Genomic DNA, 23,543 nt, shown 5'->3' on the forward strand with positions numbered 1-23,543 from the left:
CACGGCGGTGATAAAATCCGTGTCTCGTTGCGAAAAGCTTGAATTTTATCCGAAATCCCGGCCCGGCGCGCGGCCGCCCGCCGCCGCCAGAGCCCTCCCCGATGCGTCAACTGATCCTCGACCTGCTGCCGGAAAACCCGCCCAGCCTCGCCAACTTCGTTCCCGGTGGAAACGCCGAAGCGCTCGCTGCGCTCGCCGGTTGGCTGACACCGGAATGCCGTGAGCCCTCGCTGCTGCTGTGGGGCGAAGCGGGGTCCGGCAAGACGCACCTGCTGCACGCCAGCGGGGCGCGCTATTTCGACGCCGCCGGGACGCCCGACCTGCCCGGCACCGAAGCACTCGGCGACGCAGCGAACCGCATCGCTGTCGACAACGTGGAAGCGCTCTCGGAAACCGGCCAGATCGCCCTGTTCAACCTGTTCAACCGCTTGCGTGCCGCCGGCGGCCACCTGCTGACCGCCGCCAGCCAGCCGCCGCAACACCTGGCCCTGCGCGAAGACCTGCGCACCCGGCTCGGCTACGGACTGGTCTTTCGCCTGACCACGCTGACCGACGACGAGAAACTGACCGCCCTCGCGGCACAGGCGGCTTCGCGCGCCCTGCGCCTGCCGGCAGGCGCACTCGACTACCTGCTGGCGAGAGCACCGCGCGACATGCGCCAGCTGATGTCCGTCCTCGTCGCCCTCGACCGTTACTCGCTGGAACACAAGCGGCCGATCACCCTGCCGCTGCTGCGCGAAGTGCTCCAGCATTCCCCTTACTGAGGAAACACCATGCAACTGGCCCTGTTCGATCTCGACAACACCCTGCTGTCCGGCGACAGCGATTTTGAATGGGCGCAATTCCTGATTATCAAGGGCGTACTCGACCCCGAGGTGCATGAAGCCAGGAACGATTACTTCTACGAGCAATACAAGGCCGGCACGCTCGACATCCATGAATTCCTCGATTTCCAGCTGCATCCGCTGGCCCGCCACCCCCGCAGCCAGCTCGACGCCTGGCATGCCGAATTCATGGATACACGCATCCGGCCGATGATCGGCGACAAGGCGCGCGACCTGGTCCGCCGGCACCGCGACCGGGGCGACCTCTGCGCGCTGGTGACGGCAACCAACAGCTTCGTCACCGGGCCGATCTGCCTCGAACTGGGCGTCAACAACTTGATCGCCACGATTCCGGCGCAGGAAAACGGAGAGTTCACCGGCAAGCCGCGCGGCCTGCCAGCCTTCCGCGAAGGCAAGATCACCCGCGTCGAGGCCTGGCTGGAATCGATGGGATTCTGGTGGAGCAACTTCGAGCGCAGCTGGTTCTACAGCGACTCGCTCAACGACCTGCCCTTGCTCTCGCGTGTCAGCGACCCGGTCGCCGTCGACCCTGACCCGACCCTCTTGGCCCATGCTCGAGACGCCGGCTGGCCGGTGCTGAATCTGCACACTAGCGTCGGCGCCTGACCCCAATGGCCTACAAGCACCTGATTACCGGTGAGAAATTCGGCTATCATCAGCCTTTTTGTCGCCCTCAAAAGCAAGAACAACTCAGCGATGATTCGTAAATTCATATCCCGAGTTCTCGGGCGCAAATCCGCAGGCGAGCATGCGGAAATCCCTCACAGCAAACACGGCATCCGCCGCGACGCCATCAGCAGCGGCAGCCGACGCACCGTGGAAACCCTGCAGGAAAACGGTTACAAGGCGTTCGTCGTCGGAGGCGCGGTGCGCGACCTGCTCGCCGGCATCAAACCGAAGGATTTCGACGTAGCCACCAATGCCACGCCCGAGCAGGTCCGTCAGTGCTTCCGGCGCTCGCGCATTATCGGCCGGCGCTTCCAGATCGTGCATGTCATGATGGGACAGGAGACTATCGAGGTCACCACCTTCCGGGGCCATCACGGCCAGCAGGACGGCCATCGCGCGCAAACCGATGAACAGGGCCGCGTGTTGCGCGACAACGTCTTCGGATCGCAAAAGGAGGACGCCGCGCGCCGCGATTTCACCGTTAACGCCCTGTACTACGACCCCGTCGCCGAAACAGTGGTCGATTACCACAACGGTCTCGCCGACCTGAAACAGAAAACGCTGCGCATGATCGGCGACCCGACCACGCGTTATCGTGAAGACCCGGTACGCATGCTGCGTGCGGTGCGCCTCGCGGCCAAGCTCGACTTCTCGATCGACGGCGCGACTCGCGAACCGATCGGCGAACTGGGCTGCCTCATCGAAAACGTCCCCCCTTCCCGCCTGTTCGACGAGATGCTCAAGCTGCTCACCTCAGGGCACGCGGTAAAGTGTCTGCAACGGCTACGCGCCGAGGGGCTGCACCATGGCGTGCTGCCATTGCTCGACGTAATCCTCGAACAGCCCCTCGGCAAACGCTTCGTCACCCTGGCGCTGGAAAACACGGACAGGCGAGTTCATGAAGGCAAGCCGATCTCGCCCGGATTCCTCTTCGCCACGCTGCTCTGGCACGAAGTCCTCGGCCGCTGGGAAGGACTCAAGGCTGGCGGATCCCGCCCAATTCCAGCGCTGTTCCAGGCGATGGACGACGTACTCGACGTTCAGGCGGAGAAGCTCGCCATCACCCGCCGCGTGGCCGGCGACATCAAGGATATTTGGTCGCTGCAGCCGCGCTTCGAACAGCGTTCCGGCAAACGCCCGTATGGCCTGCTCGAACAGCAACGCTTCAAGGCCGGTCTCGATTTCCTCTTGATGCGCGCCCAGTCGGGCGAGGTGCCGGACGAACTCGGGCAATGGTGGCTCGACTTCCTCGCCGGCGACGGCGAAGCGCGCGCGGCGATGCTCCTGCCGCAAAAGCCGGACGAAGCCAAGAAACGCCGTCGCCGCAAGCGCAAGCCCGTCGCGGCGCGAGCCGAACCTGCTGTGTAATCCGATCGCCGATGCCTCTTGCTTTTGTCGCGCTCGGCGCCAATCTTGCCGACCCGGTACGCCAGGTTCAGGCCGCACTCGATTCGCTGGCACACCTGCCGGACTGTCATCTGCTGTGCGCCTCCTCGCTGTACCGCACGGCGCCGATCGACGCCGCCGGACAGCCGGACTTCATCAACGCCGTCGCCCTGGTGGAAACCACGCTTTCGCCACGTGCGCTGCTGGCCGCGCTGTTCGACATCGAGGCGCAGTTCGACCGCCGCCGCGATTTCCGCAACGCCCCGCGCACCCTTGATCTCGATCTGCTGCTTTACGACGACCTCGTGCTCGACAGCGCCGACTTGCAGCTGCCTCACCCGCGCATGCACCTGCGCGCCTTCGTGCTGGAACCGCTCCTGGAAATTTCCCCCGCCTGCACCATTCCCGGACGCGGCTCGGCGGTGGCCTGGCGACCGGCCGTGAGCATGCAGGCTATCGACAAGCTCGTCGCATGACCCCGAGCCATCGCGCCAAAACTGACCATTCGCCGACAGCCCTGTGTATCCTTGACGCCGTTTGGCCCAGCCGCGGTAACTAGCGCGGCACATCCCGCAACGTCACTCAGGAGACCCGCATGTTCGGTAGCAAGAAAAAAATTCGCGAACTTGAGCGCAAGATCATCGATCTCGGACAAGAGAACCTGTCCCTGCGCGAGCGCCTTGCCGACGCCGAGCGACAATGCGAAGAAAGCAGGCAACGCTGCGCCGGCACGGAACAACACAACAGGGAAGTGCAAAAGCTGTTCGCCTCATTGCGCTCCTATCGCGAGTCGCTCGTCGAATCGCAACAGACCCTGGCAACGCTGGCCAACAATCTGCTGGAAGAGCGCAAGGGCAGCATTGAAGCCGGCGCCATGGCCAGCAACAGTCGGGATGCGGTGCATGCAATCAGCCAGGATCTCAACCAGCTGGCCAGCAACTCGCGCAATGCGATGGAAAAGGTCACCAGCCTGCGCAGCAGCGCCGAGCAGATCGGCGGCATCATCAACCTGATCAAGGAAATTGCCGACCAGACCAACCTGCTGGCGCTCAACGCGGCAATCGAAGCCGCCCGCGCAGGCGAGGCCGGCCGCGGCTTTGCCGTGGTGGCCGACGAGGTGCGCAAGCTGGCTGAGCGAACCACGCGTGCAACCACCGACATCTCGCAACTGGTCTCGACCATCCAGAGCGAAACGTCCTCGGCAAACAGCAGCATCGGACAACTGGCCGAACATTCGGAATCGTTCAGCGCGCAGGGGCAGCAGGCCTCGGACAACATCAGCGGCATCACCGACGTGGCGCTGCGCATGGAGCGCACGATCGCCGTCGCCGCCCTGCGCAGCTTCGTCGAACTGGCCAAGATCGACCACCTGGTGTTCAAGTTCGAGATCTACCAGATCTTCATGGGCCTGAGCGAAAAGCAGCCGGAGCAGATCGCCACCCATACCACCTGCCGCCTCGGCCACTGGTACTACGAGGGCGAGGGCAAGACGCGCTTCGCGCACCTCGACGGTTATCGCACGATGGAAACACCGCACGTCGAAGTGCATCGCCACGGTCGCGCCGCCGTGGAAGCCTATGTAGCGGGTGATTTTCCTGCCGGCATCGCCGCCATCGAGCAAATGGAACAGGCCAGCGAGGGCGTTCAGGAAAGCCTTGAGCGCATGGCCCGGCACGGCGAAAAATCGCCGGAGACGCTTTGCCAGACAAACTGACGCACTTCTGTCCTGACATGCCACAACAACGCAACCTGCTTTCCTCCGCTCGCCATATCGTCATTGAAGGCCCGATCGGCGTCGGCAAAACCAGCCTGGCGCGGCGTCTGGCCGAACATCTCGACGCCGACCTGCTGCTCGAACAGCCCGAGGCCAACCCATTCCTCGCCCGCTTCTACCAGAACCAGCAGCGCTACGCCCTGCAGACGCAGCTCTGCTTCCTCTTCCAGCGTCTCGACCAGATGCGCGATCTGGCACAGCCGGACCTGTTCCCGCGCTCGGTAATCAGCGACTACCTGATGGAAAAGGAACTGCTGTTCGCCCGCCTGACCCTGAGCGACGACGAATACCAGCTCTACCGCCAGATCTACGACCGCGTCTCCCGCGAAGCGGCCGTCCCGGACCTGGTCATCTACCTGCAGGCACCGCCGGAGATCCTGATCTCCCGCGTGCGCAAGCGCGGCGTCGAGATGGAACGCAAGATCAGCGACGACTACCTGACCGGGCTGGGTGAGAGCTACACGCGCTTCTTCCACGACTACACCGCTGCGCCGGTGATGATCGTCAATTCGGAACACCTGAACTTCGTCGAAAGCCCCGACGACTTCCTGCTTCTCGTCCAGCGTATCGAAGCGATGCGCGGACACCGCGAATATTTCAACCGAGGTAACTGAACAATGTCCGCACAATCCGTCACCCGGCGTCTGACCCTGCTCGACATGGCGAAGATGAAGGCCGCCGGCGAAAAAATCGCCATGATCACCTGCTACGACGCCAGCTTCGCGCAAGCCTGCGACGCCGCCGGCATCGACAGCATTCTCGTCGGCGACTCGCTCGGCATGGTCGTGCAGGGGCACGACTCGACGCTGCCGGTCACCGTCGAGCACATCGCCTACCACGTCGCCTGTGTCGCCCGCGGCTGCAAACGGCCGCTGATCATCGGCGACCTGCCCTTCGGCAGCTTCCAGGAGAGCCCGCAGATCGCCTACCGCAACGCCGTCACGCTGATGGCCGCCGGCGCGCAGATGGTCAAGCTCGAAGGCGGCGTCGAAATGGCCGAGACCACCCGCTTCCTCACCTCGCGCGGCATCCCGGTCTGTGCCCACGTCGGCCTGACGCCGCAGTCGGTGCACCAGCTCGGCGGCTATCGCGTGCAGGGCAAGAGTGATACCGGCGCCATGCAATTGCTCGCCGACGCCCAGTCGCACCAGGACGCCGGCGCCGCGCTGATCGTCCTCGAAGCCATTCCCGCCGCACTCGCCGGCGAGGTGACGGACAAGCTGACGACACCGACCATCGGCATCGGCGCCGGCAAGGACTGCTCGGGCCAGGTGCTGGTACTGCACGACATGCTCAACGTCGCGAGTGGCCACAAGCCCCGCTTCGTGCGCAACTTTATGGCCGGGCAGGATTCGATCACCGGCGCCATCGGCGCCTACGTCACTGCAGTCAAGGACGGCAGCTTCCCAGCCCCCGAACATTGCTACTGAAAATCATGGAAATCCATTCATACATCGCCGACTCCCGCGCCGCACTGAAGAACCGCGGCCGCATCGTCTTCGTCCCGACCATGGGCAACCTGCACGAGGGGCACATCTCCCTGATGCGCCAGGCGCAGGCTCACGGCGACACGGTCGTCGCCAGCATCTTCGTCAACCGCCTGCAATTCGGGCCGAACGAGGACTTCGACAAGTACCCTCGCACCTTCGAGGCCGACTGTGCGAAGCTGCGCGAAGCCGGCGTTGGCGTCCTGTTCGCGCCGACGGAAGCCGACCTCTATCCCGAACCGCAGCAGTATCAGGTCGACCCGCCAGAGATCCAGAACCTCCTCGAAGGCGAATTCCGTCCCGGCCACTTCCGTGGCGTCGCCACGGTCGTGCTCAAGCTGTTCAACATCGTCCAGCCGCAGGTCGCCATTCTCGGCAAGAAGGATTACCAGCAGCTGATGATCCTGCGCAACATGGCCCGGCAACTGGCCCTGCCGGTGGAGATCATCGGTGGAGAGACGGTGCGCGCGGAGGACGGACTCGCGCTGTCATCACGCAACGGCTACCTGACGCCCGCCGAGCGTGCCGAAGCACCGCACCTCAACCGCGTACTGCGCCGCATCCGCGAGGCGATTCGCTCCGGCGACCGGGACTATGCGCGACTGGAGAGAGAAGCGATCGCCGAACTCGACGGCCACGGCTGGAAAACCGACTACGTCGCCGTGCGCCGGCAAGCCGATCTGCAGTTGCCGGCAGTCCCCGATGATGCGCTGGTCGTGCTTGCCGCCAGCCGGCTCGGTACACCGCGGCTGATCGACAATCTGGAAATCTGAGAAGTCACGAGGACTGGATCGAAGTAACCGAAAGATGTAAAAAGGGCGCAAAAAACTGACGGCTACGGCGCTGCGCTTCCCTCGCGCGGAGCCCCGCCCTCCTCTTCGCCAGCCTCCTCCGTTTTAGCTGTCAGGCCAAGACGCTGCATCTGGATATCCGCCAAGGCGCTGTAAAGCGGCGGGCTGAACAGGCGCGAGACCAGCGATGCGAGCATGGACACGGCCATCAGGCTGATCACCATCTCGTGCCCGTCGATCATTTCCATCACGATGATGAACGACGTCAATGGCGCCTGCGTCACCGCCGCCAGGAAGCCCGCCATGCACAGGGCATAGATCGACAGCGCACCGACTGACCCGAGCAGGAAATGCACGTCGGCGCCGATGCCGACGCCTACAGCCAGACTCGGGGCGAAAATACCGCCAGGAATGCCACTGAGGAAGGAGAAAACGGTCGCGGCGAACTTTACCGGTGCGTAATACCACGGCAGGTTCATCAAGCCTTCGAGCGTACTCTGGGTGTAGAGGTAACCCGAACCATGCGCGGCGCCGTTGGTAATAGTCCCAAGCAGTGCCACCATCAGTCCGCAAAAGCCGGCCCAATAGTACGGATGCTGCCGACGAAAAACGCTCAAACGGTCCTTGCCTGGTCTTGCCGCAAGGACAAAAATCCGGCTGAACAGTCCGCCGGAAATTCCGCAAGCCAGCGCGCAAATGAAGACCGGCCAGAGAATGTGGTAGTCGATGCTCTCAACCGCCAGTCGCCCGAAGTAGATGTAGTTGCCCTGGATCGAGATCGAAATCAGGCCGGCCAGCACGATCGCCGAAATCAACACACCGTTGGTTTTTTCCTCGAAGCGCTTGCCGAGCTCCTCGATCGCGAAAACGATCCCGGCCAGCGGCGTGTTGAACGCCGCCGCGATTCCCGCGGCCCCCCCGGCCAGGATGAGATGCTTGGCGAAGCGAGGTGAACGCTTGGGCAGAAAGCGCCGGAAAGCATACATCATGCTAGCCCCCACCTGAACCGACGGCCCTTCACGCCCGATCGAGAAGCCGGCGGCGAGCCCGGCAACGCCGAGAAGCACCTTGCCGACAGCAATTCGGACGGAGACAAAGAAACCGATCTTCTCGCCTTCGGCCTCATCCCGCAGCGCGGCAATTACCTGAGGAATGCCACTACCTTCTGCGCCGGGAAAGAACTTGCGGGTCAGCCAGGCGATCGCCATTCCAACCGCCGGACACAGCAGCAGCGTCATCCACCAGAACCGACGGATTCCTTGATTGAAATAGTCAATTGCGTGTTCTGTAAGACGGGAGAAAGCGACGACGACCAATCCGGTGACCACAGCCGCCAGCCAGATTACCGCCCGCTCTTTCCACGCTTTGCGATCAGCGAGGCGATGACGGGATAAAACGGTGAGCATTTCGGAAAAAAACCAGTGTTTTTGGGGGGAACAGCGAATTATACGCCTGAGCCTTGGCGCCCCGGACACGGGGAGGAATTCGAACAGACGAACTAAAAGAGCAGTTGACTGCCAAACAAGTATCGATAATAGTATCGATAATATTCGACCATTGCAGTACAGCTTTTCGTTCCGGTTCATCACACATCGAACAACACGGAGAGGTCTGGCATGAAAGATGGAGAATTGCAGCGACTGTGCCGGGAGATCCGCGCCGACATCATCAGGATGATCGGCCGCGTAAAGTCCGGCCATCCCGGCGGATCGCTTTCCTGCGCCGAAATACTGGCGACGCTCTATTTCAGGGAAATGCGCGCGGATCCGGCCATACCACCCGAACACCGCGACAAATGCGTCCTTTGCAAGGGGCACGCCGCCCCGGCGCTTTACGCCGTTCTGGCCCACCGCGGCTATTTCCCGCGCGAGGAATTGGAAACGCTGCGCCAGCTGGGCTCCCGCCTGCAGGGCCACCCCGACATGAAGAAAACCCCCGGCGTCGACGCCTCGACCGGCTCGCTCGGACAAGGATGCTCGATCGCGGTCGGCATGGCGCTCGGCGCACGCCTCAAGGACTCCGCACAGAGAATTTTCGCCGTGGTCGGCGACGGCGAAATGCAGGAAGGGCAGTTCTGGGAAGCGATGATGTCGGCAGCGCACTTCGGGTTGACCAACCTCACCGTCATCCTCGACCACAACGGCCTGCAGATCGACGGTGCCAACGACGATGTGATGAATCTGGGCGACATCAAGGCCAAGTTGTTAGCCTTCGGCTTCGACGTCATCGAGGCCGACGGTCACGACACCGCCCAATTGCTCGATGCCTACGCCAGAAAAACGGACAAGCCGAAGTTCATTCTGGCGGAGACGGTCAAGGGCAAGGGCGTTTCCTTCATGGAAAACCAGGCGGGCTGGCACGGCAAGGCGCCCAGCGCGGACGAAGCCCAGCTGGCGCTGGCGGAACTGGAGGCTTGAGATGAGCACACTCAACATCAGGGGAACAAAAGCAATCCGGGTCGCCTACGGCGAGGCACTGGCGGAACTCGGCGGCGAACGCCCCGACCTTGTCGTACTCGACGCCGACCTGGCCCATGCGACCACCACCTGCGTCTTCGGCGAGAAGTATCCGGAGCGCTTCTTCAATCTCGGCATCGCCGAACAGAACATGATGGGTGTCGCTGCCGGCCTGGCGATCAGCGGCCTGACGCCGGTTGCCAGCACTTTTTCCATCTTCGGAGCCGGGCGCGCCTTCGAGCAGGTACGCAACAGCATCTGTTACCCGCATCTCAACGTCACGCTGGCGCTCACGCACAACGGCCTGACCGTCGGCGAGGATGGCGGCAGCCACCAGAGCATCGAGGATATTTCTCTGATGCGCAGCATTCCCGGGATGACCGTGCTCGTTCCCTGCGACGCCATCGAGATGCGCAAGGCGCTGCGCGCAGCCATCGACCACCCCGGGCCGGTTTACATCCGCGTCACCCGCCCGCCGGCGCCCTACTTCACCGAGGACGACGCGCCCTTCACCATCGGCAAGGCCAACACCCTGCGCGAAGGGAGCGACATCACCCTCATCGCCACCGGGTTGATGGTGTGTCAGGCGTTGCTCGCCGCGGAGCAGCTGGAGAAGGACGGGATCAGCGCTGCGGTGATCAACATGCACACGATCAAGCCGATCGACAGCGAAGCGATCATCGCTGCGGCGAAAAAGACCGGCCACCTGATCACCGTGGAGGACCATTCCATCATCGGCGGACTCGGCTCCGCGGTGGCGGAGGTTCTCGCCGAAAGTTGCCCGGCACGTCTGCGCCGCATCGGCCTTCAGGACTGCTTCGGCCAATCCGGGACGCCCGATGCACTGCTCGAACACTACGGCCTGACCGCCCCGCACATCGCCGAAAACGCACGCAAATTCCTGGGAGAGAAAGCATGAACACAAACAAGGTGAGTGTCGCCGGCTTCGAGGGGGAAGGATTGAAACGTGTCGTCGAAAGCGGCGACTGGTTCGTCGGCATCAAGAACTGGAAGCCGGCCAACGACGCAGCCCATTTCGACAACATGGAACGCCACATGCAGACCGATGAGGTCTTCGTCCTGCTCGAAGGCGGCTGCACGCTCCTCGTCGACCACTCGCCCGACAACAACTGCTCGGACATCCGCTGCGTCCCGATGGAAAAAAACAAGGTATATTGCATCCACCCATCGGTCTGGCATAACACCATTACCACCAAGGACGCCAAACTGATCCTTATGGAAAACAGGAACACCTCCATGGACAACAGCGAGGTCCGGACACTGTCATCGGGAGAGATCACCGCTCTGCGCAAGCAACTCTGAGCCGGGCCGGCGGAAAAAAAAGAGAACGGGACGGAAAAGGGATGTCCACACGCAAGGAAACCTCGAGCAAGGTCGACGAGCTATACAAGCGGCTGAAAAAGCAGATCGTCATGTCCGAACTGCAACCCGGCCAGCAACTGGTGGAGCTTGAACTCGCCGGCACCCTCGGCTGCAGCCAGAGCACCGTGCGCGAAGCCTTGCTGCGCCTTCAGGAAGACGGACTGATTCAGCGCCAGGGCTATCGCGGCACCACCGTAGCGCCGATCAGCCCGGTCGAGTCCGAGATCTTTCTCGAACTGCGCCGGATGCTCGAGATGCGCGCCGCGCGACTCTCGCTGGAACACCTGACGGACACCAAGCTCGGCATCCTGCGCGGCATCGTCGACGCCATGGAACAGGCCGCACAGGCGGACGACGGATACGCGCTGTTCGAGAAAGACCTCGAATTCCACATGCAGCTGTTCGAGATCGCCAACCTGCCGGCGCTGACACCGGTACTGATGCGCTGCTCGGTCGTCAATCACCGCAACAAGATCGCCCAGTCGGGGAATCGCCGCGCCCTGCTCGAAACCGCGCAGCGGCATCGCAACATCATCGCAGCACTGCAGGCCGGCGACGCGGACATTGCGGTGGAAATCGTCGGCCACCACGTCTCGAGCATCTTCGGCACCAAAGACAACGGCCCCGCGGCCGACCTCGCGCCGGAAAACCGGATGTCCGGGCCGATGCGCGACCTGTTCGTTCGCATGTCGATCGACGAGGCGAAATTCCCGGACGTCACCACCCTGCCGGCAGAGGAAGGCCGAAAGATCTTCGAGATACGTCATGCGCGCTGGAACCGGATCGACACCTCCCGCTACGATATCGAGCACTTCGAGATTCCGCGGAATCCGTTTTCCCGGCACCCGTCGCAGCCCATTCCTGCCGTGCGCATCCAGACGGCAAAAACGGAAGCGAGGGGAAGGCTGCTATATCTGCACGGTGGCGGCTGGACATTCGGCAGTATTGCGTCGTTCATGGGCATCATGGCGCGCCTTGCCGAGCGCACCGGCTTCGCCGTCTACGGCATCGAGTACGCCCTGGCGCCGGAACGCCCGTTTCCCTACGGCCTCAACGATTGCACCTGGGCCTGGCGCTGGCTGCGCGGACAGGACACTTCCGGACTCCACTGGCTTGTTGCGGGCGACTCCTCAGGGGCAAACCTCGCCCTGGCGATGATGCTCGACCTGCGCAGCCTCGACGAATTACTCCCGGACGGCGCAGCCTTGATTTACGGCGCATACAGCGACGCAAGGGAGACCGAATCGCAACGCCTTTTCGGTCAGGGAGCCTTTGGGCTGACGACAGCCCGGATGACCTGGTTTCGCAACAACTACCAGGCGGGAGGGATTCCCGATTTCGCACGGCAACGCATGTTTCCGGTCGAAGCGGACCTGCACAACCTCCCCCCGCTGCTCATCGTCGCCGCGGAACTGGACCCGTTGCGCGACGACAGCATCCTGCTGGCGCGAAAGCTTGCGCAGACCAACACCCCGTTCGAGTTCAGACAAGTCCCGGGCGTGATCCACAACTTCCTGCACTGGAGCGAAGCGCTCCCGGAAGCCGTCGCTACCCTGGACGCCATCGCTGCTTTCATGCAGGCGCGCAACAGCAAATAGTCATTGTTTCAACCCAAAGCAACCAAGGAGCAGGAAAACAGCATGCGGTAAATCTCAAACCAACCAGAATGGGGGTCCAACATGTTCAAGAAATCCACACTCGGCATCGTCCTCGCCACCGCGCTTTCAGGATTCGCCGCCAGCCACGCCTGGGCGCAATCCACCGTAAACTTCTGGTACCACTTCGACAATCCGGAAAGCATCAAGCTGATGGACGAACTGGTCGCCAGCTTCGAGGGCAAGAACCCGGGCATCAAGGTCAAGGCGGAGAACATCCCCTGGAACAACTACTACGACAAGCTGTTCACCTCGATCGTCGGCGGCAAGGCCCCTGACGTGGCGATGGTCAAGCTGGCGCAGCAGCCGCAGCTGATCGAAATGGACGCCCTCGAACCGATCGACAAGCGGGTCGCATCATGGCCCGGAAAGGACGATCTCGGCGACAACCTGCTGAACATCAACAAGGGCCCGGACGGCAAGCAATACTATCTGCCGCTGCAGTATGTCGTGGTTTATCTGTACTACCGCGCCGACCTCTTCGCCAATGCCGGGCTGCAACCACCGGCCACCTGCGAGGATTTCCTCGATGCGGCGAAGAAGCTCACGCTTCCGGCCAGCGCCAATAACGGCGTCGAACTCTTCGGTTTCGGGATGCGCGGCGGCAAGGGCGGCTACGACAACTGGGGACCGTTCGTGCTCTCGCAATCCGAGCTGACCCCGGGCGGAATGACCACGCCGAAAGCGATCGCTGCCAACAACTGGTACGTCGATCTGTTCCGCAAGGAAAAAGTCGCACCGCCTTCGGCCCCGAACGACGGTTTCAATGAAATCATCAGCACCTTCAAGTCGGGACGCACGGCAATGATCTTCCACCACATCGGCTCTTCGAAGACGATGGTTTCCGCGCTCGGCGACAAGGTCTCGGCCGTCCCGGCGCCTTCCTGCAACGGTGGCCGCTGGACCTCGTTCGGCGACGAATCGACGGCGCTGTTCAAGGCTTCGAAGAACAAGGACGCCGCCTGGAAATGGATGAGTTTCCTCAGCGAAGGCGACAACAACGTGAAGTTCAACCAGGCCACCGGCCAGATGACGGTGACCCGCAGCGGTGCCGAGAAAGCCGCCTTCGAACCGCGCTTCATCAAGGCCACCGTTGACTCGCTGCCGTTCGCCAGAACCCTGCCGGCTGTGCCGCAAACCGCCGACTTCGTGAACACGGTGTGGCCGGTCAACATGCAACGCGCGCTCACCGGCGAGATCACGCCCGAGCAGATGATGACGACGATCGAGAAGCACTACACAACCAAGTAAAAAAACGCTGAGCTCCGTCACCCCGGCGCAGACCGGGGTCCAGTTCGTTCTCCGAAAACCTGGATTCCGGCTTGCGCCGGAATGACGGATTCATCAGCCTGTATCGAAACCGACAGAAGGGAGACCATGAGCCACCGTTCCAGCCTCCGCCGCATGCCCTACTGGCTCCTGTCGCCCGCCGTGCTGGCCACGCTGATCGTCGTCTTCTACCCGATGCTGCAGGCGGGCATCACCAGCCTCTATTACGAAGTCCTGTGGAAGCCGAAGGCCACCCGCTTCATCGGCCTCGACAACTTCATCGCCATCGCCCGCGACCCGGTCTTCTGGGCCTCGCTCGGACGCACCGCGCTGTGGATCGGCATCACCGTGCCGCTGCAGCTGGCACTCGGCTTCGTCACCGCGCTGCTGCTCAACCAGCAGTTCCGCTGGCGCACACTGGCGCGCAGCCTGATCCTGATTCCCTGGGCGCTGCCGAGCGTGGTCATCGGCCTGATGTGGTCGTGGATCTACCACCCGCAGGTCGGTCTGCTCAACGACCTGCTGCTGCGTGTAGGGATGCTCAACAGCGCCATTCCCTGGCTCGCCGACCCAGCCACCGCGCTGTACTCGATCATCGCCGCGCTGGTCTGGCAGGGCTTCCCCTTCTTCGCCATCATGATCCTGGCCGGACTGCAGACCATCCCCGCCAACCTGTACGAAGCCGCGGCGATCGACGGAGCGACGACCTGGCAGCAATTCGTCGAAATCACGCTGCCGGGACTCAAAAGCGTGCTGGTCACGGCGGTGATGCTGAGGATCATCTGGGTCGCCAATTCGATGGACGTGATCTACGTGATGACCGGCGGCGGTCCCGGCTACGCCACCCACACGCTGCCGCTCTACGCCTTCAAGCGTACCTACAGCAGCATGGATTTCGGCTACGGCTCGGCACTGGCCGTGACCTTCGCGCTGCTCCTGCTCGGCTTCATCGTGCTCTACCTGCGCCGCATGGGGAGAGAAATGGAATGAGAACCGCGAAGACCTCCTTCAGCCGCCGCCTGTTGCTGTTGCATCTGCCGATGGCCCTGATCGTCCTCTTCGCCATCGGTCCCTACCTGTGGATGCTGATCACCTCGCTGAAACAGGAATCGACGCTCTTCTCGGCCCATCGCAGCCTGCTGCCCGAAGTCGTGACCATCGAAAACTATGTCCGCCTGTTCGCCAAAACGGACTTCCTCAAGAACCTCGGCCACAGCTTCATCGTCGCCAGCGGCGCCGTCGTGCTCGGCCTGTCCGTCAGCATCACCGCGGCCTACTCCTTCTCGCGCTACCGCTTCGCGGGACGTCACCTGCTGATGCTGACCTTCCTGCTGATCAACATGTTTCCCGTGGTGCTCCTGATCATTCCGCTGTTCATCATCATGCGCCACCTGCAACTGCTCGACACGCACCTCGGACTGATCCTGGCGCATTCGACCTTCGCCATACCCTTCGCCACCTGGATGATGATCAGCTACTTCAACGCCGTGCCGCGCAGCCTCGACGAAGCCGCGCAGGTCGACGGCTGCCGCCCCTTCGGCGCCATGCTGCGCGTGGTCCTGCCGGTGACACTGCCGGGCATCATCGCCACCGGCATCTACATCTTCATCACCTCGTGGAACGAATACCTCTACGCCTCGGTGCTCGCCGGGCAGGACGTGCGCGTCCTCACCGTCGCCATCCAGACGCTGATCGGGGAATACGAGATTGCCTGGGGACTGCTCACCGGCGGCGGGGTCGTCGGCGCACTGCCGGTCACCGTGCTGTTCATGTTCATCCAGCGACGGCTGATCGCCGGAATGACCCAGGGCGCGGTAAAAGGATAAAAGGGATAAACAAGAACGAAAGGTTGGTCAATGAGTGCAGTCAGCCTGAAAAACGTCTTCAAGAGCTACGATGCCACGCCGGTCATCCACGGGGTGGATCTCGACATCCGGGACGGCGAGTTCATCGTCTTCGTCGGCCCGTCGGGCTGCGGCAAGAGTACGTTGATGCGCATGGTCGCCGGACTCGAGGACATCACCGCCGGCGAGATCCTGATCGACGGGCAGGTGGTCAACGACCTGCCGCCGCGGGACCGCGACATCGCCATGGTATTTCAGGATTACGCGCTCTACCCGAACAAGACCGTTTTCGAGAACATGGCCTTCGGGCTGCGCCTGCGCAAAACCCCGGCGGACCGGATCAAGGAGTGCGTTCTTTCCGCCGCCGAAACGCTGCAAATCGGCCACCTGCTCGAACGCCTGCCCAAGGCGCTCTCCGGCGGGCAGCGCCAGCGCGTGGCCATGGGTCGGGCCATCGTGCGCCAGCCCAAGGTATTCCTGTTCGACGAACCACTGTCCAACCTCGACGCCCTGCTGCGCAACCAGGTCCGCGCGGAGATCAAGAAGCTGCACCACCGCCTCAAGGGGACGACCATCTACGTCACGCACGACCAGGTCGAGGCGATGACGCTGGCCGACCGCATCGTCGTCCTGCGCGCGGGGGTCATCGTACAGGTCGGCACGCCCGACGAGATCTATCACCAGCCGCGCCACCGCTTCGTCGCCGGCTTCACCGGCTCGCCGCCGATGAATTTCGTTGACGCCAAGGTCACAACCGACGACGGACGCCCCCGGCTATATCTGGATGGGAAGCACCATTTGCCCCTTCCCGACACCTTGCTGCCGGCCATCCAGGATCGCCGCGGCAGGGACGTCGAGTTCGGAATACGCCCGGAAAACCTGCACCTTGCCGACTCCGCGACACCCGCCGACTGGCCGAAGCTGTCGCTGAGAGTAGAACTGATCGAACCGATGGGCGCGGAAAACCTCGTACATTTCGCCCTCGGCCCGCACGACATCGTCGGGCGCTTCGGCAACGCGGTCCGGCCTGCACCCGGCACGCATATCGAGGTCGCCATTGAGCCGGACAAAATCCACCTGTTCGACAAGGCGAGTGGAGAAACACTGCGCACCTACTGATCCGCGCGCGTTTCGATCGTCTTTTTCGGACGCCAATCGCCCCGTTAGCGAAAAGCACCACCCGGAGCCCCGGACATACACACAAGTCATATATCCATGCCACAAAAAATGCATTTGGCGTAAAATACGGGTTCCCCGTTTTCTGCCGAACGCCCGATGGCCGCTCTCGTATCCTTCCCTCCGCTCGCCTCGACGCTCTCCGACCTCGCCTCCGCCGGCATTTCCCTCTTCACCCAGCACCAGCGTCTTCTCCGGGTACGTTTTTCTCCTGATTCCGGGCTTTCCCCGGAAGGCCTGCTCCCCCACCGCCTGCACGGCGAAGAGGGCCTCTCGCAGAACTACCGCTACACGTTGGATTGCCTCGCCCCCGACACCCGCCTCGAACTCAAGGCCCTGCTCGGCCAGCCGATCGAAATCAGCCTGTTGTTGCCCGACGGCGGCGAGCGTCTCTACACCGGGCTCATCACCCGCGCCGAGCAGGTCGGCGCCGACGGCGGCTTCGGCCTCTTCACCCTCACCCTCGAACCCGCCCTGGCGCTCCTCGCCCACCGCCGCAACAGCCGCGTCTGGCAGGACAAGACCGTCCCCGAGATCGTCGCCGCCCTCCTGCGCGAACACCAGCGCACCCACCCCGCCTTCCGCCGCAGCTTCACCTTCCGCGACGCCACCCGGCAACGCTACCCGCTCCGCTCCTACTGCCTCCAGTACCGCGAAACCGACCTCGCCTTCATCGAACTCCTCCTCGCCGAAGAAGGCATCGCCTACCGCTACGTCCACGGCCCGGATCCGGAGCGCTCCCTGCACCCGGCGGACGCCCCCGCCGACGACCGCGTCCCCGCCCACACCCTTGTCCTCTTCGACGACAACACCGACCTCCCGCTCCTCACGTCCGAACAGAGCATCGGTCGTACCGGCGCTACCCGCCCCACCGCCATCCGCTTCCACCGCACCGCCGGCGTCGAGGCCGACGACGCCATTGATGTCTGGCACGGCACCCGGCGGCTCCAGAGCGGCAAAAGCACACTGCTTTCCTACGACTACAAGAGCGTCGCCGCCCATGTGGGCGACGACGACTCCGCCATCGCCCAGGGACTCGCCGGCGACCCCGCCAGTCTCGCCCTCGAAGACTACGACCCGCAGACCCTCTACTACGGCTGCGACCCCGACGCCATGGCCCGCTACGCAAACTTGCGGCAACAGGCCAGGGATCGCGCCGCCAAGACCTTCACTGGCGAAGGCAGCGTCCGCCGCCTGATCGCCGGCGGCTGGTTCCCGCTCGCCGACCCCCCCCTGCACGACCCCGACGGCGAAGAAGACCGCCAGTTCCTCGTCACCCGGCTGACCTTCGCCGCCACCAACAACCTCCTGCCGAAAGACGCCGATCCGTTTCCCGTTTCTGCAGACAGTCTGCTCGGTGAAGAAACAACAACAAACAGCACCAACAGCGCCAACAACGTACAACGCGCCACCCCCTACCGCGCGAAAATCGAAGCCATCCGCAAACCGATCCGCTTCGTTCCCGACTACAGCCGCACCGCCCATCAAAAACCCACCGCCCCCGGCGGCACCACCGCCACTGTCGTCGGCCCGGAAGGCGAAGAAATCTTCACCGACGAACACGGCCGGATCAAACTCCAGTTCCACTGGCAACGGAAACAAGACCACCCTGACGGTGGCGCCGACCGCGACGACCGCTCCAGTACCTGGGTCCGTGTCGCCTATCCCAGTGCCGGTGCCCAGTGGGGAACCCAATACATCCCCCGAATCGGCCAGGAAGTCCTCGTCAGCTTCCTGGAAAACGACATCGACCGTCCCGTGGTCACCGGCGTCCTCTACAACGGCACCCAGCGCCCGCCGACCTTCAGCGGCGCCGGCTCACTGCCGGCGAACAAGACCCTCTCCGGACACAAGTCCAAAGAATACAAAGGCAGCGGCTATAACGAGTTGCTGCTCGACGACAGCACCGGCGAACTCCGGACCAAACTCAGTAGCGAACACGGCAAGACCCAGCTCAACCAGGGTTACCTGATTCACCCAAGAACAGAGGGCAAGGGCGAACCCCGGGGCGAAGGCTTTGAACTGCGCACCGACCGGCACGGCGCCCTAAGAGCCGCACAGGGGGTATTGATCTCGGCAGAAGAACGCGGACGCGCGGTCGGTAACCAACTCGATCGCGACATGCTGCTCGGCCAGCTGCAAACGGCCGAAGGCATTGCCCAATCGCTCTCCGACCTTTCCGACCAACATGGCGCGGAAGTCACCGAGACCGACCAGCAGACCCAACTGCTCAAGCATGTCGAAAACTGGGAAAAGGGCTGCAATACCGCCAGCAAAGAAAACGCAGCCGAAGGCGGCAAACCGGTTGTTGCGCTCTCGGGGCCGCTCGGCATCGTCGCCGGCACGCCGGAAAGCATGACGGTCACCGCTGGCCACAACCTCGACCTCGTCAGTGTCAAGCACACCAACCTCACTGTCGGCGGGAAATGGCTGGCTCGCGTTGCCGATTCCTTCAGCCTTTTCGTCCATAAGCTCGGCATGAAACTGATCGCCGCGGGCGGCCACATCGACATTCAGGCGCAGGCCGGCGAAATCCGCCTGTCCGCCGCCCAGAAGATTGTTCTGACCTCCAACGTCGAAATCGTGCTGCAGGCACCGAAAGTCACCACGATCGCCAGCGGCGCACGTACCGACCTTGGCAGCGGCACCATCACCACGCAATGCTCCGGCATTCACGAGCAAAAAGCGGGGGATCACAAGCTCACCAGCCCCGGCGGTGGCACACCTGCGGCCGCGCTCAATCCGCAGGACAACGCTCACGACCAAAAACTGGTACTCACCTGGGCCGGCACCGGCGAACCGATCCAGAATCGTCGCTACCGTCTCAAGTTCGAGAATGGCCGCACCCTCGAAGGCATCACCGACGAACAGGGCAATACCGAAACGCTCCAGTCCGAACTCGCTTTTGCCCGTTACCGTGTCGAATTGCTCCCCGAACAAGACTGACCTTACCCAACGTCCATGCCCATCATTCAGCCTCTCCCCACTCAACTCAGCGACAACGGCCGCCACTACGCCGAAGGCTACCTTACGCCCGCGAGCCTCGACACGCAGCAATGCGTCTCCTTTCCGCCCGAGTGCGTCATTCCCGTCATCTTCCTGCCCGGCATCATGGGCAGCAACCTGCGGATGACTGACGAGCGGCAGGCGCAACTACGCCAGAAGAACAACATCGCTTGGCGGCCCGATAACAAGGCAACGTGGGCGGTGCCAATGATCAGCAGGGATCAGCGTGTCCGCCAACTCCAGCTTGACCCCGAAACCACCGTCGTTGACGTCTATGATCCCCAAACCAACCCGACTGGCCAACGCGGCAAGACAGCCGACGACCGGCACGATAACGTCAGCGTGACGGCGCAAACGCCGCTGCTCATGGACGATCCGCACGGAGCAAAGGTACGCAAGAGCGCGAAGGTCAAGGCCCGAGAACGCGGCTGGGGGGAAGTCTTCTTCAGCAGCTACGGTGATTTGCTGAACCACCTCGAATACCGGCTCAACACCGCTTTCCGGAACAACAAGCTTAATCCGGACTGGAAAGATCTCATCGGCGTCGATCCCAAACAGTGGAAACTCGACCCCGCCACCCCGCAGCCGACGCTTACCGAGGCCGAACTGCGCGCCGTATTCGAGCGCTGCTTCCTGCCCGTGCATGCGCTCGGGTACAACTGGCTCAAATGCAACGGCGAAGGAGCGGAAGCGTTAGCCCCGCGCATTACCCGCATCATGGACGAATACAACAAGAAGGGGTGTCGCTGCGAGAAGGTAATCATCGTCACACACTCGATGGGCGGGTTGGTCGGGCGGGCACTGTGCCACCCGGACTACGGCAACCTGCAGGATAAGATCCTCGGCATCGTGCACGGCGTGATGCCGGCCATCGGCGCCGCTGCGGCATACCGGCGCATGCGTGCCGGTTTCGAAGGCGGCGGCATCACCAACAAGGTCCTCGGCCATACCGGGCCGCGCGTCACCGCGGTGCTAGCTAATGCTCCCGGCGGTTTACAGCTCCTGCCAAGCGAGGCGTATGGCAACCATTGGCTGAAGATCGTCACGCGTAGCGGCAGCGTCCTGAAGCGTATGCCAGAGAACGGCGACCCCTACAAGGACATCTACGAGAGAGCCGATGTCTGGTGGGGGCTGCTGCGGGAGGAATGGATCAATCCAGCAGGAGATGTAAAAGCTGGACTTGAGCGAACCAAGGAACTTCTCTTTAAGGCCCAAGAATTCCATCAGGCCATCAATGCCACCTACCACCCTGTCAGCTACGCCCACTACGGCTGCGATCCCAAACGACCTGCATTCAGGGATGTTGTCTGGCAAGTGCCAGACAACATCCCTGCAGACCAGATCGACACCCTGAAAATCGCCTTCGACAATACGCAAGGGACGATCGGCTTGTCAGTACAAAACGACAGCGCCGTGGTGCAACACAAACCGATTTACAACGCCACGGATCGCATGCAACTGGCGGAGATTCCCTTCCATGCTGCGCTGCAGTTGCCGGCCGACCCCGGCGACCAGACCGTACCGATGCACTCGGCCGACGACCAGTTGCGCAGCGGACGCTTCACGGGCATTTTCCGGCAGGCAGGCTACGAGCACCAGGACAGCTACAAGGATGACGGCGCCGTCGCCTGCACGTTGTACTCGATCGTGCGCATCGCCCAGCACATGAAATGGAATAGCGCATGCCCCTGATAAAACACATCCCCATTATCTTCACGCTGGCCGTTCTGACGGCCTGTGGTCAAGCCGATTCCGGCAAGTTCTCCGACAAGAAGACAAAAATGAATGCACCCAGCCCCCGCATCGAGCAACTCTTCGGCCAAACCCGGACCATCTGCTTCGGACGCTTTCTCATTGACGTACCGGTCACCGCGCAAGTGATCTGGGGGCCGACGAGTGTAAATGATTCCATCACCTCGTACCCCGGCCAAGGAAATAGGATTCGCGGCGAGATCCACGATAAGACATCTGAGATATTGGCGATAAAGCACCGAAAGGAACCTTCGGCGCTGGTTGGCGTATTTGAAGGACCCAACACCGAAAGCAAGATCATCGTTGGCTACAAAACCCGCCACGACACCGGGCTTGTTCAGCTCCATTCTTATATCAAACTCGGCAAGCACGCCTTCGTTCAGAGTGCGCCAAGTGCAGCGTTAGGGCGAGATGATGCCGGCGTAGTCAACAAAACGGGTTACCAGAGATACGTCGCCGAAATGCAAGACATCGCCGCTCGCCTACGCGTGCGCGAGGAAAGCGAGGTGCCGCCGGAGCAGGGTATCTGCCTCGATTCAGGGTTCGTCGCCGAAGCGGAGGGACGGTATTACGAACTGGTGTCAGTCGGTTTCCGCTTCCCGGAATATCCGGACGTGAGTTTCTCGGTGATGACAATCAAGAGCAATCGCGTCAATCCTGACGACAGCCTCGAAGCCGCACTGAAGGACGGCAAAGAAATGGCCGAGTCCTCCGGCGAAGGGCGTTGGTACAGCAAGATCAAGACGCTGCGCCACACCGACCGGGTCATCGGCGGTTGGGAGGGAGCTGAGAAGCTCGCGTTCGTCCCCCCGCAACCGGGAGAGAAAGGCAAGCCTTGGTATCACGAGTTCGTTTTCAAGTCGATCGGCGTAGCGAACGACATTTTCCACCCCTACGTCAACATGGAACTGAGCACAGGTACCGAGGAGAATGCAAAGGGAGAGGTACAGCCCACACTGAAGGACGAAGAAGCCGTCGCTCTCTGGGACAAACTCACCGGATCGATCCGCCCACGGTCGGCAAGTGCGCCGTCGCCGGAACCGTCGCCCGTACCAAATCGGCCCCATGCGGCGCTGCCGCTCGGCACGACGGCCCCTTCGCTGCAGCCCTGTCCGCAAGCAGGCATCTGGGAATGCACCGCCGATCTTGCCGCCGGCGAGAAGCGTCGCTTCTTCCCGCAGGGCATGACACTCCCCACCGTCATCGTGCGTGGTCCCGAACGCAGCCTGTGGCAGAAACTGAAGGGTGAGCCGGCCAACGCCCTCACGGAAACGACATGGACGCTGGTCAGCCATGACGCTCCGGGAAAAGAGTTGTCGTAACGGTTCCGCGCGTGATCCAAGCGGCCTGATGTACCCCACACCTACGCTCACTACGGCGACGATCCGAAGCACGAGGCCTTTTCCAGCGTTATCTGGGAAACCTCGGACGACCTGTCCGGCGTTACGAAGGAAGAGCAGTTGAATGCACCGCACCTCGGCAAAGCTGCCTTTGCCGAGCGAAGAGCGTATCCGGGAAATGGCAAAGGCCAAAGGACAGAACCCTGACACCGGCGGCCTCCTGCCGCTAGAGCACGGCGAAGCGGCGTCGGAAGGATTGCACTTGGGGATCAATCTGAACCGGAAAAACGCTACTCGGCCGCCCTCAAAGCCTTCCAGTCGTGGGCCAAGGCCGGAAAGAAGACTGCCGCAGATGCCTTGGAAAACGGCTTCGATGGACCGGCTATGAATGCCGCGCAACTGCGCGGCGTCAATTATTAACCCGGCCCTTAAATAGATTCGTTAGGCCGCGTATGCGGCATGAGGATGCTGGAAGTAGGAACGGATACGTTCGGGCCATTGCGCGATGCGATTCATGATGCGCACGGCTTTTTGCAGCAGATCCTTTTCAGAGCGGGTGGCGGGTTCGAGACGTAGGGACGTTTTGAAGTCGTGATTCAAATATTCGTCGGGATTGGATTCCGGGGCGTAGGGCGGCAAGTAGAAGAGTTCTATCTTGTCCAGGCGAGGCTCGATCCATTGCTGGACGAGTTTGGCGCAGGTTATCGACG

At 62.4% G+C, this 23,543-nt stretch carries 21 protein-coding genes; 19 read left to right on the plus strand and 2 right to left on the minus strand.

Annotated features, from left to right (window positions below; genetic code table 11):
- Positions 1-101: 101 nt before the first annotated feature.
- The 8 genes from hda (at position 102) to panC (ending at position 6,934) form a co-directional block, all read left to right on the plus strand.
- Positions 102-764, plus strand: coding sequence for a DnaA regulatory inactivator Hda (gene hda / locus BO74_RS01270; RefSeq protein WP_496439440.1), 663 nt, complete (start codon positions 102-104; stop codon positions 762-764).
- 9 nt (positions 765-773) lie between these two features.
- Positions 774-1,451 (plus strand): histidinol-phosphatase, encoded by a 678-nt coding sequence (locus tag BO74_RS01275; RefSeq protein WP_496439441.1) that lies wholly within the window; start codon positions 774-776, stop codon positions 1,449-1,451.
- Between the two features lie 90 nt (positions 1,452-1,541).
- Positions 1,542-2,882: a polynucleotide adenylyltransferase PcnB gene (gene pcnB, locus BO74_RS01280; RefSeq protein ID WP_496439442.1), complete on the plus strand. Its 1,341-nt coding sequence runs from the start codon at positions 1,542-1,544 to the stop codon at positions 2,880-2,882.
- Positions 2,883-2,893: 11 nt separating this feature from the next.
- Positions 2,894-3,376 (plus strand): 2-amino-4-hydroxy-6-hydroxymethyldihydropteridine diphosphokinase, encoded by a 483-nt coding sequence (gene folK / locus BO74_RS01285; RefSeq protein ID WP_496439444.1) that lies wholly within the window; start codon positions 2,894-2,896, stop codon positions 3,374-3,376.
- A gap of 119 nt (positions 3,377-3,495) precedes the next feature.
- The gene (locus BO74_RS01290; protein WP_496439446.1) at positions 3,496-4,614 is read left to right on the plus strand and encodes a methyl-accepting chemotaxis protein; all 1,119 of its coding nucleotides are present in this window, start codon (positions 3,496-3,498) and stop codon (positions 4,612-4,614) included.
- 35 nt (positions 4,615-4,649) lie between these two features.
- Positions 4,650-5,288, plus strand: coding sequence for a deoxynucleoside kinase (locus BO74_RS01295; RefSeq protein ID WP_496439469.1), 639 nt, complete (start codon positions 4,650-4,652; stop codon positions 5,286-5,288).
- A 3-nt stretch (positions 5,289-5,291) separates the two neighbouring features.
- On the plus strand, positions 5,292-6,104 hold the full coding sequence (panB, locus tag BO74_RS01300) for a 3-methyl-2-oxobutanoate hydroxymethyltransferase (protein WP_496439447.1): 813 nt from the start codon (positions 5,292-5,294) through the stop codon (positions 6,102-6,104).
- A gap of 5 nt (positions 6,105-6,109) precedes the next feature.
- Entirely contained in the window at positions 6,110-6,934 is an 825-nt protein-coding gene (gene panC, locus BO74_RS01305; protein WP_496439449.1) for a pantoate--beta-alanine ligase, read from the plus strand.
- Positions 6,935-6,996: 62 nt separating this feature from the next.
- Here panC and BO74_RS01310 read toward each other — a convergent pair whose 3' ends face one another.
- The gene (locus BO74_RS01310) at positions 6,997-8,358 is read right to left on the minus strand and encodes a chloride channel protein (RefSeq protein WP_496439450.1); all 1,362 of its coding nucleotides are present in this window, start codon (positions 8,356-8,358) and stop codon (positions 6,997-6,999) included.
- 210 nt (positions 8,359-8,568) lie between these two features.
- On the opposite strand from BO74_RS01310, the gene BO74_RS01315 reads away from it, so the two are divergent.
- The 11 genes from BO74_RS01315 to BO74_RS01365 all read left to right on the plus strand — a co-directional run bounded on the left by BO74_RS01315 (position 8,569) and on the right by BO74_RS01365 (position 22,815).
- Positions 8,569-9,369 carry a transketolase gene (locus tag BO74_RS01315; RefSeq protein WP_496439452.1) on the plus strand — a complete coding sequence of 267 codons (801 nt, stop codon included), beginning with the start codon at positions 8,569-8,571 and terminating at the stop codon, positions 9,367-9,369.
- Position 9,370: 1 nt separating this feature from the next.
- Positions 9,371-10,327 (plus strand): transketolase family protein, encoded by a 957-nt coding sequence (locus BO74_RS01320; RefSeq protein ID WP_496439453.1) that lies wholly within the window; start codon positions 9,371-9,373, stop codon positions 10,325-10,327.
- Positions 10,324-10,731: a glucose-6-phosphate isomerase family protein gene (locus tag BO74_RS01325; RefSeq protein ID WP_305072851.1), complete on the plus strand. Its 408-nt coding sequence runs from the start codon at positions 10,324-10,326 to the stop codon at positions 10,729-10,731. The genes BO74_RS01320 and BO74_RS01325 overlap by 4 nt, the downstream gene beginning before the upstream one ends.
- A gap of 41 nt (positions 10,732-10,772) precedes the next feature.
- Positions 10,773-12,389, plus strand: a complete 1,617-nt coding sequence (locus tag BO74_RS01330) for an alpha/beta hydrolase fold domain-containing protein (RefSeq protein WP_496439454.1) — start codon at positions 10,773-10,775, stop codon at positions 12,387-12,389.
- An 81-nt stretch (positions 12,390-12,470) separates the two neighbouring features.
- Positions 12,471-13,697: an ABC transporter substrate-binding protein gene (locus BO74_RS01335; RefSeq protein ID WP_496439455.1), complete on the plus strand. Its 1,227-nt coding sequence runs from the start codon at positions 12,471-12,473 to the stop codon at positions 13,695-13,697.
- Between the two features lie 126 nt (positions 13,698-13,823).
- Positions 13,824-14,705: a carbohydrate ABC transporter permease gene (locus tag BO74_RS01340; RefSeq protein WP_496439457.1), complete on the plus strand. Its 882-nt coding sequence runs from the start codon at positions 13,824-13,826 to the stop codon at positions 14,703-14,705.
- Positions 14,702-15,541, plus strand: coding sequence for a carbohydrate ABC transporter permease (locus BO74_RS01345; protein ID WP_305072855.1), 840 nt, complete (start codon positions 14,702-14,704; stop codon positions 15,539-15,541). The genes BO74_RS01340 and BO74_RS01345 overlap by 4 nt, the downstream gene beginning before the upstream one ends.
- Before the next feature lie 30 nt (positions 15,542-15,571).
- The gene (locus tag BO74_RS01350; protein WP_496439458.1) at positions 15,572-16,678 is read left to right on the plus strand and encodes an ABC transporter ATP-binding protein; all 1,107 of its coding nucleotides are present in this window, start codon (positions 15,572-15,574) and stop codon (positions 16,676-16,678) included.
- Between the two features lie 156 nt (positions 16,679-16,834).
- Positions 16,835-19,681, plus strand: coding sequence for a type VI secretion system Vgr family protein (locus BO74_RS01355; protein ID WP_496439460.1), 2,847 nt, complete (start codon positions 16,835-16,837; stop codon positions 19,679-19,681).
- Positions 19,682-19,696: 15 nt separating this feature from the next.
- Positions 19,697-21,433: an esterase/lipase family protein gene (locus BO74_RS01360; RefSeq protein WP_496439461.1), complete on the plus strand. Its 1,737-nt coding sequence runs from the start codon at positions 19,697-19,699 to the stop codon at positions 21,431-21,433.
- Positions 21,424-22,815, plus strand: coding sequence for a T6SS immunity protein Tli4 family protein (locus BO74_RS01365; protein WP_496439462.1), 1,392 nt, complete (start codon positions 21,424-21,426; stop codon positions 22,813-22,815). The genes BO74_RS01360 and BO74_RS01365 overlap by 10 nt, the downstream gene beginning before the upstream one ends.
- Before the next feature lie 459 nt (positions 22,816-23,274).
- Here BO74_RS01365 and BO74_RS01370 read toward each other — a convergent pair.
- Positions 23,275-23,543: transposase (locus BO74_RS01370; protein ID WP_496439463.1), on the minus strand; the 269-nt coding region annotated here is incomplete at its 5' end.

The organism is Propionivibrio pelophilus DSM 12018 (genome assembly GCF_059569095.1).

Bases quoted from the DNA above. Each gene is read 5' to 3' on its own strand.
- hda (WP_496439440.1), top strand. From the start codon at position 102: ATGCGTCAACTGATCCTCGACCTGCTGCCGGAAAACCCGCCCAGCCTC.
- BO74_RS01275 (WP_496439441.1), top strand. From the start codon at position 774: ATGCAACTGGCCCTGTTCGATCTCGACAACACCCTGCTGTCCGGCGAC.
- pcnB (WP_496439442.1), top strand. From the start codon at position 1,542: ATGATTCGTAAATTCATATCCCGAGTTCTCGGGCGCAAATCCGCAGGC.
- folK (WP_496439444.1), top strand. From the start codon at position 2,894: ATGCCTCTTGCTTTTGTCGCGCTCGGCGCCAATCTTGCCGACCCGGTA.
- BO74_RS01290 (WP_496439446.1), top strand. From the start codon at position 3,496: ATGTTCGGTAGCAAGAAAAAAATTCGCGAACTTGAGCGCAAGATCATC.
- panB (WP_496439447.1), top strand. From the start codon at position 5,292: ATGTCCGCACAATCCGTCACCCGGCGTCTGACCCTGCTCGACATGGCG.
- panC (WP_496439449.1), top strand. From the start codon at position 6,110: ATGGAAATCCATTCATACATCGCCGACTCCCGCGCCGCACTGAAGAAC.
- BO74_RS01310 (WP_496439450.1), bottom strand. From the start codon at position 8,358: ATGCTCACCGTTTTATCCCGTCATCGCCTCGCTGATCGCAAAGCGTGG.
- BO74_RS01315 (WP_496439452.1), top strand. From the start codon at position 8,569: ATGAAAGATGGAGAATTGCAGCGACTGTGCCGGGAGATCCGCGCCGAC.
- BO74_RS01320 (WP_496439453.1), top strand. From the start codon at position 9,371: ATGAGCACACTCAACATCAGGGGAACAAAAGCAATCCGGGTCGCCTAC.
- BO74_RS01325 (WP_305072851.1), top strand. From the start codon at position 10,324: ATGAACACAAACAAGGTGAGTGTCGCCGGCTTCGAGGGGGAAGGATTG.
- BO74_RS01330 (WP_496439454.1), top strand. From the start codon at position 10,773: ATGTCCACACGCAAGGAAACCTCGAGCAAGGTCGACGAGCTATACAAG.
- BO74_RS01335 (WP_496439455.1), top strand. From the start codon at position 12,471: ATGTTCAAGAAATCCACACTCGGCATCGTCCTCGCCACCGCGCTTTCA.
- BO74_RS01340 (WP_496439457.1), top strand. From the start codon at position 13,824: ATGAGCCACCGTTCCAGCCTCCGCCGCATGCCCTACTGGCTCCTGTCG.
- BO74_RS01345 (WP_305072855.1), top strand. From the start codon at position 14,702: ATGAGAACCGCGAAGACCTCCTTCAGCCGCCGCCTGTTGCTGTTGCAT.
- BO74_RS01350 (WP_496439458.1), top strand. From the start codon at position 15,572: ATGAGTGCAGTCAGCCTGAAAAACGTCTTCAAGAGCTACGATGCCACG.
- BO74_RS01355 (WP_496439460.1), top strand. From the start codon at position 16,835: ATGGCCGCTCTCGTATCCTTCCCTCCGCTCGCCTCGACGCTCTCCGAC.
- BO74_RS01360 (WP_496439461.1), top strand. From the start codon at position 19,697: ATGCCCATCATTCAGCCTCTCCCCACTCAACTCAGCGACAACGGCCGC.
- BO74_RS01365 (WP_496439462.1), top strand. From the start codon at position 21,424: ATGCCCCTGATAAAACACATCCCCATTATCTTCACGCTGGCCGTTCTG.